At 50.7% G+C, this 13589-nt stretch carries 13 protein-coding genes; 7 read left to right on the top strand and 6 right to left on the bottom strand.

From position 1 onward, the window contains the following. Positions 1-788 (bottom strand): BapA prefix-like domain-containing protein (locus ABLV11_RS11150; RefSeq protein WP_348855312.1); only part of this gene is annotated, 788 nt, incomplete at its 3' end. A gap of 601 nt (positions 789-1389) precedes the next feature. Then, positions 1390-1803 carry a CoA-binding protein gene (locus ABLV11_RS11155; RefSeq protein WP_004100789.1) on the bottom strand — a complete coding sequence of 138 codons (414 nt, stop codon included), beginning with the start codon at positions 1801-1803 and terminating at the stop codon, positions 1390-1392. A 154-nt stretch (positions 1804-1957) separates the two neighbouring features. Here ABLV11_RS11155 and mgsA point away from each other — a divergent pair, with 154 nt between their 5' ends. Beyond that, entirely contained in the window at positions 1958-2416 is a 459-nt protein-coding gene (mgsA, locus tag ABLV11_RS11160) for a methylglyoxal synthase (protein ID WP_126489704.1), read from the top strand. 28 nt (positions 2417-2444) lie between these two features. Here the strand turns inward: mgsA and helD are convergent, their stop codons facing one another. Then, positions 2445-4499 carry a DNA helicase IV gene (gene helD / locus ABLV11_RS11165; RefSeq protein ID WP_105890007.1) on the bottom strand — a complete coding sequence of 685 codons (2055 nt, stop codon included), beginning with the start codon at positions 4497-4499 and terminating at the stop codon, positions 2445-2447. A 122-nt stretch (positions 4500-4621) separates the two neighbouring features. Here helD and ABLV11_RS11170 point away from each other — a divergent pair, with 122 nt between their 5' ends. Together ABLV11_RS11170 and yccS are read left to right on the top strand one after the other, a co-directional pair. Beyond that, positions 4622-5068, top strand: a complete 447-nt coding sequence (locus tag ABLV11_RS11170) for a YccF domain-containing protein (protein ID WP_004100782.1) — start codon at positions 4622-4624, stop codon at positions 5066-5068. 17 nt (positions 5069-5085) lie between these two features. Then, entirely contained in the window at positions 5086-7221 is a 2136-nt protein-coding gene (gene yccS, locus ABLV11_RS11175; RefSeq protein ID WP_105890006.1) for a YccS family putative transporter, read from the top strand. Here the strand turns inward: yccS and ABLV11_RS11180 are convergent. Further along, positions 7209-7832, bottom strand: coding sequence for a TfoX/Sxy family DNA transformation protein (locus ABLV11_RS11180; RefSeq protein WP_004100775.1), 624 nt, complete (start codon positions 7830-7832; stop codon positions 7209-7211). The genes yccS and ABLV11_RS11180 overlap by 13 nt on opposite strands. Before the next feature lie 461 nt (positions 7833-8293). On the opposite strand from ABLV11_RS11180, the gene sulA reads away from it, so the two are divergent. Further along, entirely contained in the window at positions 8294-8803 is a 510-nt protein-coding gene (gene sulA, locus ABLV11_RS11185) for an SOS-induced cell division inhibitor SulA (RefSeq protein ID WP_024273980.1), read from the top strand. 353 nt (positions 8804-9156) lie between these two features. After that, complete coding sequence (gene ompA, locus ABLV11_RS11190) at positions 9157-10227, top strand: porin OmpA (RefSeq protein WP_004100770.1); 1071 nt, start codon at positions 9157-9159, stop codon at positions 10225-10227. 110 nt (positions 10228-10337) lie between these two features. Here the strand turns inward: ompA and matP are convergent, their stop codons facing one another. Next, positions 10338-10790, bottom strand: a complete 453-nt coding sequence (gene matP, locus ABLV11_RS11195; RefSeq protein ID WP_004100768.1) for a macrodomain Ter protein MatP — start codon at positions 10788-10790, stop codon at positions 10338-10340. A 185-nt stretch (positions 10791-10975) separates the two neighbouring features. Here matP and ABLV11_RS11200 point away from each other — a divergent pair, with 185 nt between their 5' ends. Then, complete coding sequence (locus ABLV11_RS11200; RefSeq protein ID WP_016808048.1) at positions 10976-12733, top strand: Lon protease family protein; 1758 nt, start codon at positions 10976-10978, stop codon at positions 12731-12733. A gap of 69 nt (positions 12734-12802) precedes the next feature. Continuing rightward, on the top strand, positions 12803-13321 hold the full coding sequence (fabA, locus tag ABLV11_RS11205) for a bifunctional 3-hydroxydecanoyl-ACP dehydratase/trans-2-decenoyl-ACP isomerase (RefSeq protein WP_004100765.1): 519 nt from the start codon (positions 12803-12805) through the stop codon (positions 13319-13321). Positions 13322-13387: 66 nt separating this feature from the next. Here fabA and rmf read toward each other — a convergent pair whose 3' ends face one another. Next, complete coding sequence (gene rmf / locus ABLV11_RS11210) at positions 13388-13555, bottom strand: ribosome modulation factor (protein ID WP_004100764.1); 168 nt, start codon at positions 13553-13555, stop codon at positions 13388-13390. Positions 13556-13589 lie beyond the last annotated feature (34 nt).

The following is a 13589-nucleotide window of genomic DNA, read 5'->3' on the forward strand; positions in this document are numbered from 1 at the left end:
TCTGATTCGGAGTCACTGTCAGATTCGGAGTCGCTGTCTGAGTCCGAGTCGCTGTCAGAATCCGAGTCGCTGTCAGAATCCGAGTCGCTGTCAGAATCCGAGTCGCTGTCAGAGTCCGAGTCACTGTCAGAATCCGAATCGCTGTCGGAATCCGAATCGCTGTCGGAGTCCGCATCGCTGTCTGAATCGGCATCGCTGTCAGAGTCCGAGTCACTGTCGGAATCTGAATCGCTGTCGCTATCCGAGTCGCTGTCAGCGTCAGAATCGCTGTCCGCATCCGAATCGCCGTCAGCATCCGAGTCACTGTCGGAGTCCGAGTCACTGTCCGCATCTGAGTCAGTTTCTGAAATCGAAGAGTGGTGATCTTTATTTGAGGTACCAGCAAACATTGCCGCAATACCCAGCAAAGCCGCGCCCGCCATTACCCATCCGGCAATACTTTGCCCTGCGCCTCCGGAGGCGATGACTTCTGAGAGATCGCTAATCAGCGAATAGTGGGCCCCATCGGTACCCGCACCTTCCAGCCACCATAGTGCGCCGGTCTCATCATCCATGAGCACCAAATCACTGTGCTGTCCATGCTCATCCACAACGAAAAAGTTTTTAATAGTAACGGTATCGCCGTTGTGGAGTTTTAGAACCAGATCATTACCTTGCCGGGTATACGAGCTAATATCTTCACGCTTGACGTGCAGGAGAACCACTGACTGCGTATTGAGATTAATTAGATTGCCATCAATGGTGTATTCAACACCTGTTTCTTTCACTGTCACATTTATATTTTTCATCAGGTTACACCCTTGAAATGAAGACGCAGTCAGAGGTATGAGATAATTCTTAATTAGGCATCTTATTAGATATACCAGAACTTGCAGTCCCGCAAGGAGAGGGAAAACATTCTATTCACATCCTGAAATAATATAAACCTCTTATATTACATAACGTTAAAATAATGAGCTTACATTTTGAGATGTTAATAAAAGAGATAATTAAAACGGTTACTCACGGTTATTACAATAAAGATAAAGTCATGGATAATACTTTTCTAATAGCGTTAAACCGCTATTTTTATGATAATCGAAAAATATCTGTGATATCTCTCAAAAAAATCATACAAGAAAAAGCAAAAAATAATTTAAAGTTTAAAGTAAATTTTAAGCAATATCCATTATATTTATAATGGTTTACTTATAAAAATAAATTGTTTGTGAATGAGGAAATTTATTAATAAGCAAGAGGGAATTCAGAGAGAGTCTTTTAAACCCACAAAGTTAATGTGAGTTACCGGAAATTAAAGAAACGTTTCGATGTAGTTTTAATTAAAATACTACCTACAAATAAATTAATGCATATGCATAATAAAAAACCCCGTCAAGCGGGGTTTTAGGTTTAGCGGGCTAATCCTAATCGCGGAATTTCTATCGCCGGACAGCGATCCATCACCACGTTTAGACCGGCATCTCGGGCGAGCACTGCCGCTTGTTCATTGATGACCCCTAGCTGTAGCCACAAAGTTTTAGCACCGATAGCCACCGCTTCCTGGGCAACGCCCCAGGCTGCTTCTGAGTTGCGGAAGACATCAACCATGTCCACTTTTTCCGGCACCTCGGCCAGCGTGGCATATCCTTTTTGCCCCAGCAGCGTAGTACCCGCAACCTTAGGAGAAACCGGAATGACGTGATATCCCTGCTCCAGAAGGTACTTCATCACCCGATAGCTTGGGCGATCGGGTTTGTCGCTTGCCCCCACCAGGGCGATAGTCCGGGTCGAGGTCAGAATACCTGCGATATCGTTCTCTTTCATCATCATCCTCCTGCTATTTAGCCCAAGTGTATGCTAATCCGAATAAACCAGCATTAGTGCTAACCCACAGATGCGTCAAATTTTTTCATCCCGATGCTTGCAGCAGCAGACACTTCCAGTAATCTGTCTGCAGGCCAAAATGCGGAATGAAATGATGGAACTAACAATACGTACACTGCCAGCACGTAAACATATTGCGCTGGTTGCTCACGATCACTGTAAAGATATGCTGATGAAATGGGTAGAGCGCCACCAGCAGCTTCTGGCACAACATACGCTATCGGCAACAGGTACAACCGGTAATCTGGTATCACGCGCAACCGGGCTGGAGGTGCACGCTATGCTGAGCGGCCCAATGGGCGGCGACCAGCAGGTAGGAGCCCTGATATCAGAAGGTAAAATTGATGTTTTGATTTTTTTCTGGGACCCGCTGAATGCGGTGCCGCATGACCCTGATGTTAAAGCGTTACTCCGTCTGGCAACGGTGTGGAATATTCCCGTTGCAACGAATGTTTCGACCGCCGACTTTATCATCCAGTCTCCCCACTTCAGCGATCCGGTCGATATTTTGATTCCTGATTACCAGCGTTATCTCGCTGAGCGTCTGAAATAAACCACGCTGGCGGCCTCGCCGCCAGTCATTACGGCTTTCTCGCAACCGGCACGTCCAGCGCCTTCAACATATCAACAAACGGTGACGGCTGCTCTTTATTAAACAACAACCAGACCCGCAGACGCGCGCGCGTAAGTGCGACATACAGCAAACGTCTCTCTTCAGCATCGGCAAAATCCTCCGGTTGTGGTAGCAGTGCCTGCTCCATAATCGACTCACGCGCCGAAGCCGGAAATGCATCATCACCGTCCTGAAGACCAAGGATAATGACGTAATCTGCTTGCTGCCCTTTGCTGGCATGAATAGTCATGAAATCGAGCTGAAGATGGGGCCAGCGTGTTGCAGCCTTTTCCAGCGCCGCTGGCTTCAAATGATGGTAACGCGCTAACAGCAAGATCCGCTGTTCCCGCTTGACGTAACCGCTCATTTTATCGAGCAGATCGTCGAGTTTATCCTCCGCTAACAACGTCACCGCTTTTTTGTCGCCTGCAATCAGACTGTTGAGTGGTTTCGTCAACTGATGCGGGTTTTGCTGGATAAATCCGTTTGCGACCTCGCCTATCCGGCTATTAAATCGGTAGGTCGTATCCAGCGCGCAACAATCCCCTTCGCCAAAATAGTGATTAAAAGCCGTCGTCAAAGAGAGTTGAGCACCGCTAAAACGATAGATAGCCTGCCAGTCATCGCCAACGGCAAACAGCGTGGTCTGCGTATTTTGTCGACGTAACGCGGCGAGTAGTGACGCCCGCTGCGGAGAGATATCCTGAAATTCATCCACCAGAATATGCTTCCACGGACTGACAAAGCGGCCTTTATCGAGAATATTTATCGCCTGATGAATCAGACCGGAGAAGTCGACGGCATTTTCATCTTTTAACGCCGTTTTCCAGGCTTTTAGTAAAGGGGCCATCAGCTTGACGCGTTTACTAAAAAGATCGCGTACCTCCTCAGGCGCCCCGGCAATCATCTCAGCCTGCGAGCCGCCATGCATGCGCATCAGGCTTACCCAGCGATCGAGGCGGCTGGCGATGCGGCGCTGCAGCTTTTTATCCTGCCAGAAATCCCCTTCAGGGATCGGCCAGCCCATTTCTTCCTCCAGCCACAGTCGCCAGCCTTTCGCCTGCGCTTTTTTCTCCTGACACTGCTGCTGCCAGCTTTCGAGCAGAAGTTTTTGCCGCGCAGCGCTGTCGTTTTCCAGCTTGCTAATCATCGGCGCTTTTTTACTGCCCTGCTGAATAATATGCAAAGCCAGAGCATGAAAAGTGCGCGCGGAGATCTCGTCGGTTCCGAGGCGTTCGCGAATGCGCTCATCCATCTCCTGCGCGGCCTGTCGACCAAAAGCCAGCAGCAAAATTTGCTCAGCTGCCGCTTCGCCCCGGGTCAATAGCCAACCTGCTCGCGCCACTAAAACAGAGGTTTTACCGCTTCCGGCCCCTGCCAGTACCAGCAATGAACGCTCGCCGTTCACCACGGCGCGCGCCTGAGCCGGATTCAGCGGCGATGATTCAACTGCAGCAAAAAATCCCCGATATTGTTCCAGCATTGATTCAGTAAATTTTTGGTTATGCTCAAGCCTGGCCTTTTCCGTATCCCCCAACCAACTCTGGCACTGCCGCCATAATTCACGGCAGTTTTCAAATCCCTCAAGGCGGCTTGTCGGCACGGGGAGCCCGCTAAGGGCATGGCGAATTTTCTGCTGAATATCGGACACCTGCTGACGCGTCAACCATTTACCCTCGGCGCTTGAACGCGCCACATCAGCCAACTGCTGGCGCAGCAGATCGGCGGAAATCTCGCTCATTTCCGCGCTCCACTGCTGCCAGAGAGCATTCAGATAATGGTAAAAACGCTGAGTTTCGGTCCATTCGGTACCATGCAATCGCACAACTTTCTCGCCCGGGAGGATAAATTCCAGCTCTCCCCACACTAGCCCACGCTTGCAATGAATAGATAATAACTGATTGAAAGGTATAAGATATTCATGGCTATCACCGGAAACCTTTACTCCGGCATTAAGAAGTTGCACCCTGTCATAAGGGTGTTGAGCCATGCGTTTGCCCAATGTTGTCGCTCTGAGTTCCATATAATGTCGAATTTCAATCAGGTTGGATGTTTTTAAGTTTAACCGCCAGCGACCGGGTGCTCCAGCGTAAAAAACGCTACAATGGCCGGACCTTATTATCTACAGAATTAAACCGAGGGTTTATGCGTACCGTTCTGAATATTTTAAACTTTATCCTTGGCGGATTCGCCACCACGCTCGGCTGGCTTCTGGCGACGCTGGTCAGCATAGTACTGATTTTTACGCTGCCTCTCACCCGCTCCTGCTGGGAGATAACAAAACTCTCTCTCCTTCCCTATGGTAATGAAGCCATTCATGTTGATGAACTCGACCCTCAGGGAAAGAATAGCCTGCTTAACGCGGGCGGAACGTTGTTGAATATTTTATGGTTTATTTTCTTCGGCTGGTGGTTGTGCCTGATGCATATCTTTTGTGGGATCGCCCAGTGTCTGACCATCATCGGCATTCCGGTAGGCATCGCCAATTTTAAAATCGCCGCGATTGCTTTGTGGCCGGTAGGCCGGCGAGTCGTTTCCGTTGAGACCGCTCGTGCTGCGCGTGAAGCCAACGCGCGTCGCCGCTTTCAGTAATTGAATGGAACAGAGAAATGCTCAGCCCCCTGCTACGCCGCTATACCTGGAACAGTGCCTGGTTATATTACATCAGGATATTCATCGCACTCTGCGGTACGACCGCATTTCCCTGGTGGCTCGGCGAAGTAAAACTCACCATCCCCTTAACGCTTGGCGTCGTGGCCGCGGCGCTGACTGACCTGGACGATCGTCTGGCAGGACGTCTGCGTAATCTGGCCATTACCCTTGTATGCTTCTTTATCGCTTCGGCCTCGGTGGAGCTTCTCTTCCCCTGGCCCTGGTTATTCGCGGCAGGATTAACCGTTTCCACTATCGGCTTTATTTTGCTTGGTGGTCTGGGACAACGCTACGCCACTATCGCGTTTGGCGCGCTATTAATTGCCATCTACACCATGTTGGGGGTAACGCTTTACAGCCAATGGTATCTCCAGCCGCTGTTTTTGCTGGCTGGCGCGGTGTGGTACAACCTGCTCACCCTCGCCGGGCATCTGATTTTCCCTATCCGTCCCCTTCAGGACAATCTGGCACGTAGCTATGAGCAGCTCGCCCGCTATCTGGAGCTTAAATCCCGGCTATTCGATCCGGATATAGAAGATGAAAGCCAGGCCCCGCTCTATGACCTGGCAATAGCCAACGGCCAGCTGGTGACTACGCTGAACCAGACCAAAGTTTCCCTGCTGACTCGTCTGCGCGGAGATCGCGGCCAGCGCGGTACTCGCCGCACGTTACAGTACTATTTCGTGGCGCAGGATATCCATGAACGTGCGAGTTCATCACATATTCAGTACCAAACGCTACGCGACCATTTTCGTTATAGCGATGTGATGTTCCGCTTTCAGCGTATGCTATCAATGCAGGCGCAGGCCTGCCAGAAACTGTCGCGTGCCATTCTGCTGCGCGAGCCCTACCTGCACGACACTCATTTTGAGCGCGCTTTTATGCATCTTGACGCAGCGCTCGATCGCGTTAAGGCCAGCGGCGCGCCAGCGGAACAGATTAAAGCGCTGGGTTTTTTGCTGAATAACTTACGGGCTATTGACGCCCAGCTGGCGACAATTGAATCGGTCCAGACCACCGAACAGTCCATTCACAGTACGGAAAACCTGTTAGCCGACGACCAGCCTAACGGATTTAGCGATATCTGGCTGCGCTTGCGCAGTAATATGTCTCCTGAGTCAGCCCTGTTTCGTCATGCGGTTCGAATGTCGATAGTCCTGTGCGCAGGTTATGCCTTTATCCAATTGACCGGGCTGAACCATGGCTACTGGATATTACTGACCAGCCTGTTTGTTTGTCAGCCAAACTATAACGCCACTCGCCATCGGCTGGCGTTAAGGATAATCGGGACCTTGATCGGTGTGGCCATCGGCCTGCCGGTACTGCTCCTCGTCCCGTCCGTTGAAGGCCAGCTGCTTTTGATTGTCCTGACCGGCGTGCTGTTCTTCGCTTTCCGTAATGTGCAGTACGCCCACGCGACAATGTTCATTACGCTCCTTGTCTTGCTCTGTTTTAACCTCCTGGGAGAAGGTTTCGAAGTTGCCCTACCGCGCATATTCGACACTCTGATTGGCTGCGCTATCGCCTGGGCCGCAGTGAGTTTTATTTGGCCGGACTGGAAATTCCGCAATCTCCCTCGAGTGCTCGAGCAAGCAATCAATGCCAACTGCCGATATTTAGATGCCATTCTTGAGCAATATCACCAGGGGCGCGACAACCGCCTGGCCTATCGTGTTGCACGCAGAGCCGCGCATAACCGGGATAGCGAACTGGCCTCTGTCGTATCAAACTTATCAACAGAACCCAAAGCGGGCTCACAAACGCGGGAAACTGCTTTTCGTTTGCTCTGCCTGAACCATACCTTTACCAGCTATATCTCTGCTCTGGGAGCCCACAGGGAAAAGCTGACAACGCCAGATATTCTGGCGCTGCTGGACGATGCCGTGTGTTATGTGGATGACGCGCTGCACCATTCGCCAGCCGATGAACTACGGGTACAGCAGGCTTTAGCAAGCCTGCAGACCCGGATCCAACATCTTGACCCTCGCGCCGACAGCAAAGAGCCTTTAGTTCTGCAGCAAATTGGACTGCTGCTGGCGCTACTGCCAGAAATTTGTCGGCTACAGCGACAGGTTGAGATTCAACCTGAGTAGGCCTCCATCTCCTGTACCTGTACCGCCGCCCACTCCTCAAGCTCCTGACGCTGTTGCGTCGGGAGCGTGGCCGCATGCACGCCCGCAATAGCTCCCTCTAATGAATAAAGGACGTTTACCGTTAGCGCTTTATTCATTTTTCGTAGTCTGAGCCAGGCTTCTTTCGCGCCAATTTTTCGCAGCGTTAATTCATCTTTGATACCTGAATTAATCAACTGGAGCTCCATGTGAAAACTAATATTTGGAAGATTCTTTAATCTTCCGGAATGTCGCTGCCGATGTTTTTCATTACGAGCGGTCTGTAATGATAGCGCTGATAAATGAAAAAGCATTTTGCTGTCACGCCAAAGCCCTTCATCTATATGATAGTACTTAAGCGCAACCAGACGACCATTCTTCTGCATCTTCAACAGCGGGTTTTTATGCGCCACGCGATACTGCGCACTCTGCTCACAAACCCGAAGATAGATCTCCCCCTCAGCCATCATGGCAAACACGGTATTATCTATCGCCAGGCTATAGCCACCAAATAAGGGCCGACAGCTTATTTTTCCTAATGGAGACAAACATGCCCGAAACTGATGGATCCTAAGACATACGAGTTTCTTCATGATTATTCCTTTGTTAATCATGTAAATAAGACATAAATTTGCTAACGGATCCGCTAATAAGAAAATAAGGGAGTTCCCTTTATGCAGCAACATGAATTATCTCTTTATTTTACTCAGCTTGTTTTTTTGCGAGCAGCTTTCCGAAAATAGCCTTTTGATGAAGTAAAAAGCAGGAAAGGTAAAATGCTTAATTAATATTAATCAACCCGGAGAACATAAAGCATGGCGTCACCCGCGATTTATAAATGGTTAACGTCATAATTTGTGGGAGGAATTTTTTAAAGAAGAAATGACCACAACGATGAATTCACATTCTGTACACCCCATCACTCAACGCTGTCAGCTTGTCTTCATTGCCAAAGATGTACAAATTTCATCCAGAAAACGAGAAAATAGAGTTGATCTTTCATCCTGTCGCATATACTGTATATGCATACAGTAACCCACAGGCGGGATAGACTATGTTTACATCAGCTCACGCAAATCGTTCACCACTGACTTCTACTTCAGTACGTCGTCGCTCTCATGACGCTGCCGAACAGCCAGCTAACGGGCTGATCAGTGAAATAGTCTATCGAGAAGATCAGCCCATGATGACGCAACTGCTACTGCTTCCTTTATTACAACAGCTTGGTCAGCAGTCGCGCTGGCAGCTCTGGCTGACACCACAGCAGAAGCTGAGTCGCGAATGGGTGCAGTCATCCGGTTTACCGCTATCCAAGGTGATGCAAATCAGTCAGCTCTCCCCTGCTAATACGCTCGAATCAATGGTTCGCTCACTGCGCACGGGAAACTATAGCGTGGTCATTGGCTGGCTGTCGGAAGAACTCACCGTTGAGGAACATGAACGACTGGTTGCCGCTGCAGAAGAAGGTCACGCGATGGGCTTTATCATGCGTCCGGTAAGAAATACCGCTCAGCCTGGCAGACAACATTCCGGGCTAAAAATTCACTCAAACCTGTATCATTAACTGAGTTTAGGATTAATCCTGGAATTTTTTTTGCCCGCGACTGAGATTGGCTTTCATCGCGGGCGTTTTTGTTAAAATGCTTGTCTGATGCGGGTTCGCGACTTTTTTTGCCTCGATTCAAGCCAACCCTATTTGTTAAACATAGCGTACACAACCCTTTTTTTTCATATGCCTGACGGAGTTCACACTTGTAAGTTTCTAACTAAGTTGTAGACTTTACATCGCCAGGGGTGATCGGCTTACGCTGCATGTATCAGCACAGTTAACAACAAGTCACGCCCCGGGTGAAGGATTTAACCGTGAGGTCTTCTGAACCTTCATGGCGAATTTTGGATGATAATGAGGCGCAAAAAATGAAAAAGACAGCTATCGCGATTGCAGTGGCACTGGCTGGCTTCGCTACCGTAGCGCAGGCCGCTCCGAAAGATAACACCTGGTATGCAGGTGGTAAGCTGGGCTGGTCCCAGTATCACGATACCGGTTTCTACGGTAACGGTTTCAAAGGTAACAATGGTCCAGTTCGTAACGATCAGCTGGGTGCTGGTGCGTTCGGTGGTTACCAGGTTAACCCGTACCTCGGTTTCGAAATGGGTTACGACTGGCTGGGCCGCATGGCTTATAAAGGCAGCGTAGACAACGGCGCTTTCAAAGCTCAGGGCGTTCAGCTGACTGCTAAACTGGGTTACCCAATCACTGACGATCTGGACATCTATACCCGTCTGGGCGGCATGGTTTGGCGCGCTGACTCCAAAGGTAACTACGCTTCTACCGGTGTTTCCCGTAGCGAACACGACACTGGCGTATCCCCGGTATTCGCGGGTGGCTTAGAGTGGGCTGTTACTCGTGACATCGCAACCCGTCTGGAATACCAGTGGGTTAACAACATCGGCGACGCAGGCACCGTTGGTACCCGTCCTGATAACGGCATGCTGAGCCTGGGTGTTTCCTACCGTTTCGGTCAGGAAGATGTTGCTCCGGTTGTAGCTCCGGCTCCGGCTCCGGCTCCGGAAGTGACTACCAAGCACTTCACCCTGAAGTCTGACGTTCTGTTCAACTTCAACAAATCTACTCTGAAACCAGAAGGTCAGCAGGCTCTGGATCAGCTGTACACCCAGCTGAGCAACATGGATCCGAAAGACGGTTCCGCAGTTGTTCTGGGCTACACCGACCGTATCGGTTCCGATGCCTACAACCAGCAGCTGTCTGAGAAACGTGCTCAGTCCGTTGTTGATTACCTGGTATCTAAAGGTATCCCGGCCAGCAAAATCTCCGCTCGCGGTATGGGTGAATCCAACCCGGTTACTGGCAACACCTGTGACAACGTGAAAGCACGCGCAGCTCTGATCGACTGCCTGGCGCCGGACCGTCGCGTAGAAATCGAAGTTAAAGGCTACAAAGACGTTGTAACTCAGCCGCAGGCTTAAGTTATCTCGTTAATAAAAAACCCCGCGATGCGGGGTTTTTTTTGCTTCAACTGCTGTCATCAAAGTCAAAGCTGCAGAACGTTGAGGCGCTTATACCCTCGCCCCAATTGCTACTCTTTACCTAGCAGCACCTGCAAATCATGCTTCAGGCTCGACATCTTGCTGGCATACTTCTCTTTATGCTCAGCATCCTCAATCAACTGCACAATGGTTTCCGACAGCGTTTTACCCCGTCTTTGAGCCAGACCGGCGAGGCGTTGCCAGACCATAAACTCCAGATCGATAGACTTTTTACGCGTATGCTGATGCTCCGCGTTAAAATGACGTTTGCGTCGCGCGCGGATCGTCTGCTTCATGCGGTTAACCAGCTCTGGGTTGATATGATGCTCAATCCAGGTATTCACCAGCACGGGTTCATTTTCAAGCGTCAATAATAGATCGACCGCGGCCTGCGCAGCGCTGGCTTCAATGTAGCGGGTAATAAGCTCACCTTCCCGATGCTTTTTTACCAGATATGTCCATTTCCAGCCGCTTTCGAGATTTTCCAGTTGTTGATATTTCATTGCGATCTCAATGTGACCGTGTAACTCATTTCAGGATATCAGTTTTTTCTCGATGTGCTGAGAATAAATCATCTTTCGTGATGTTGGTAGATGGCCGATCGCCGTGACAATCGCAATCCCCCGTGTGCTCAGACGCCGCATAATGTATAATCGCGCGTTTTACATCTGACTAAAAAACAGCGACTTTGACCATTACGAAACTTACCCGAAACGACCTCGCTCCTGATACGGAAAGTTATCAGGCGCTGTTTGCACAAGCCGACTTAGCTCACGCAGAGGCATCCCTCTCAGGCGAACTGCAACCCCGTTTATTCTATGCCCTGGAGCAGCTTCTGGTCACTCCAGCCATTTCGCCATTTATGCTGGTTAAAATTCCGGAAGAGCCGGAGTACCTGCAATGGCTCGCTAACGAAACTCGTACTTTACATCAACCGCCGGAATCCCTCTGCGGAGTACGCTATCAGATTGATGGCGGAAAAATCTCGCTCTCGCCGGCGCAAACCGCTGAAGATAATTTCGCAAGCGTCGCGCCGGTCGAAGCGGCAGATTGGGTCGAAGCGGAGCAGCTATTTGGCTGCGTGCGCCAGTTTAACGGCGAGATCGCTTTACAACCGGGTCTTGTCCATCGGGCTAATGGCGGCGTACTGATCCTCTCCTTGCGGGCCTTACTGGCTCAGCCTCTGCTATGGATGCGGCTAAAAAATATGGTGGCTCGCCAGCGTTTTGACTGGCTGTCATTTGATGAGTCTCGCCCTCTTCCGGTGAGCATTCCCTCTATGCCTTTGAGCCTGAAAGTGATCCTGGTCGGCGAGCGGGAATCTCTTGCTGATTTTCAGGAGATGGAGCCCGAGCTTTCTGCTCAGGCTATCTACAGCGAATATGAAGATAACCTGCAAATCGCTGATGCAGAGACGCTTAAGCAGTGGTGTCAATGGGTCTGGCAAAATGCCCAGCGGCTCGAACTTCCGGGGCTGTCCGCTACCGCCTGGCCGCTGTTGATTCAGGAAGGCGCTCGCTATACCGGTGACCAGGAAACCTTGCCCCTGTGCATACTGTGGATCGCCCGCCAGCTTCGCGAAGCCACCGCCTTCTGTGAAGGTGACGAGATTAGCGCCGAAGAGATGCAAACCATGCTTGAGCGTCGTCTGTGGCGCGAAGGCTATCTTGCCGAACGCATCCAGGATGAAATCCTGCAGGAGCAAATCCTGATCGAGACGGAAGGCGAATGCGTAGGGCAGATCAACGCCCTCTCAGTCATCGAGTTTCCGGGCCATCCGCGCGCGTTTGGCGAGCCTTCTCGTATCAGCTGCGTCGTGCATATTGGCGACGGTGAATTTATTGATGTTGAGCGCAAGGCGGAACTGGGTGGCAATATTCATGCGAAAGGCATGATGATTATGCAGGCATTCCTGATGTCCGAGCTGGAGCTTGAACAACAGCTCCCCTTCACCGCATCTTTGACCTTCGAACAGTCGTACAGTGAAGTGGATGGCGACAGTGCATCCATGGCCGAACTGTGCGCCTTAATCAGCTCTCTGGCCAATGTGCCGATTAATCAAAGTATCGCCATTACCGGCTCGGTCGATCAGTTTGGTCGCGTACAGCCGGTAGGCGGGCTCAATGAGAAAATTGAAGGCTTCTTTGCTATTTGTCAGCAGCGTGGGCTGACCGGTAAACAAGGCGTCATTATTCCTTCCGCCAACGTTCGTCATCTGAGCCTGGCGCAGGAGCTGCAACAGGCGGTTGCGGATGAACAGTTCTTTATCTGGGCGGTCGATGACGTAACCGAAGCGCTGCCCATTCTGACCCAGTTACTCTGGGACGGCGAAGGACAAACTTTACGGCAAACCATACAGGAGCGGATTGCGCAGGCGACACAGCAAGAGAGTCGTCATCGCTTTCCGTGGCCGCTACGCTGGTTAGGCGGTTCAGGTTCGAACTGATCGGACTTGTTCAGCTTACACGTGTTAGCTATCCTGCGTCCCGAACTCAAAATAAGGCTTACTGAAAACATGGTAGATAAACGCGAATCCTATACAAAAGAAGACCTTCTTGCCTCCGGTCGTGGTGAACTATTTGGCGCGAAAGGCCCTCAACTGCCGGCGCCAAATATGCTGATGATGGACCGCGTCATCAAAATGACCGAAACCGGTGGTAACTATGACAAAGGTTATGTCGAGGCAGAACTCGATATTAACCCGGATCTGTGGTTCTTCGGTTGCCACTTCATTGGTGACCCGGTAATGCCGGGCTGTCTGGGTCTGGATGCCATGTGGCAGCTGGTGGGCTTCTACCTGGGCTGGTTAGGTGGCGAGGGTAAAGGTCGTGCGTTAGGCGTAGGTGAAGTCAAGCTCACCGGCCAGGTACTGCCAACGGCGAAGAAAGTAACCTACCGCATTCATTTCAAACGCGTGATAAATCGTCGTTTGATTATGGGCCTGGCGGATGGTGAAGTGCTGGTTGACGATCGTCTGATCTACACCGCAACCGATCTGAAAGTGGGCCTGTTCCAGGACACTTCCTCATTCTGATATAAGCAGTCACGCTTATAAACGGCGAAGCCCCCGCGCAGCGGAGGCTTCTTTTTAAAGAGACAGTCAGGCAATTTGTACCCTGTCCTCCATGGCCTCTCGCCAGCCTCCCAGCCAATAAGACCTCTGGTTTAAGGTCTGGTAAGGACACATTTCCTTCGACCTTCCGGTAATACCGGCCTGGTACCCACGCTGATGTGCCCGTTCCAGGCGATCTCGTTTTTGTCTCTTCATGCCTCGTTTCCCTCATTCTTTGATCTGGTGGAAA

It is taken from the genome of Klebsiella sp. GW_Kp181 (genome assembly GCF_040062315.1).
Classification (GTDB): domain Bacteria; phylum Pseudomonadota; class Gammaproteobacteria; order Enterobacterales; family Enterobacteriaceae; genus Klebsiella; species Klebsiella oxytoca.

Coding starts and splice junctions, on each gene's coding strand:
- ABLV11_RS11155 (WP_004100789.1), bottom strand. CDS start 1,803: ATGAAAGAGAACGATATCGCAGGTATTCTGACCTCGACCCGGACTATC.
- fabA (WP_004100765.1), top strand. CDS start 12,803: ATGGTAGATAAACGCGAATCCTATACAAAAGAAGACCTTCTTGCCTCC.
- sulA (WP_024273980.1), top strand. CDS start 8,294: ATGTTTACATCAGCTCACGCAAATCGTTCACCACTGACTTCTACTTCA.
- mgsA (WP_126489704.1), top strand. CDS start 1,958: ATGGAACTAACAATACGTACACTGCCAGCACGTAAACATATTGCGCTG.
- ABLV11_RS11180 (WP_004100775.1), bottom strand. CDS start 7,832: ATGAAGAAACTCGTATGTCTTAGGATCCATCAGTTTCGGGCATGTTTG.
- matP (WP_004100768.1), bottom strand. CDS start 10,790: ATGAAATATCAACAACTGGAAAATCTCGAAAGCGGCTGGAAATGGACA.
- helD (WP_105890007.1), bottom strand. CDS start 4,499: ATGGAACTCAGAGCGACAACATTGGGCAAACGCATGGCTCAACACCCT.
- yccS (WP_105890006.1), top strand. CDS start 5,086: ATGCTCAGCCCCCTGCTACGCCGCTATACCTGGAACAGTGCCTGGTTA.
- ABLV11_RS11170 (WP_004100782.1), top strand. CDS start 4,622: ATGCGTACCGTTCTGAATATTTTAAACTTTATCCTTGGCGGATTCGCC.
- ompA (WP_004100770.1), top strand. CDS start 9,157: ATGAAAAAGACAGCTATCGCGATTGCAGTGGCACTGGCTGGCTTCGCT.
- rmf (WP_004100764.1), bottom strand. CDS start 13,555: ATGAAGAGACAAAAACGAGATCGCCTGGAACGGGCACATCAGCGTGGG.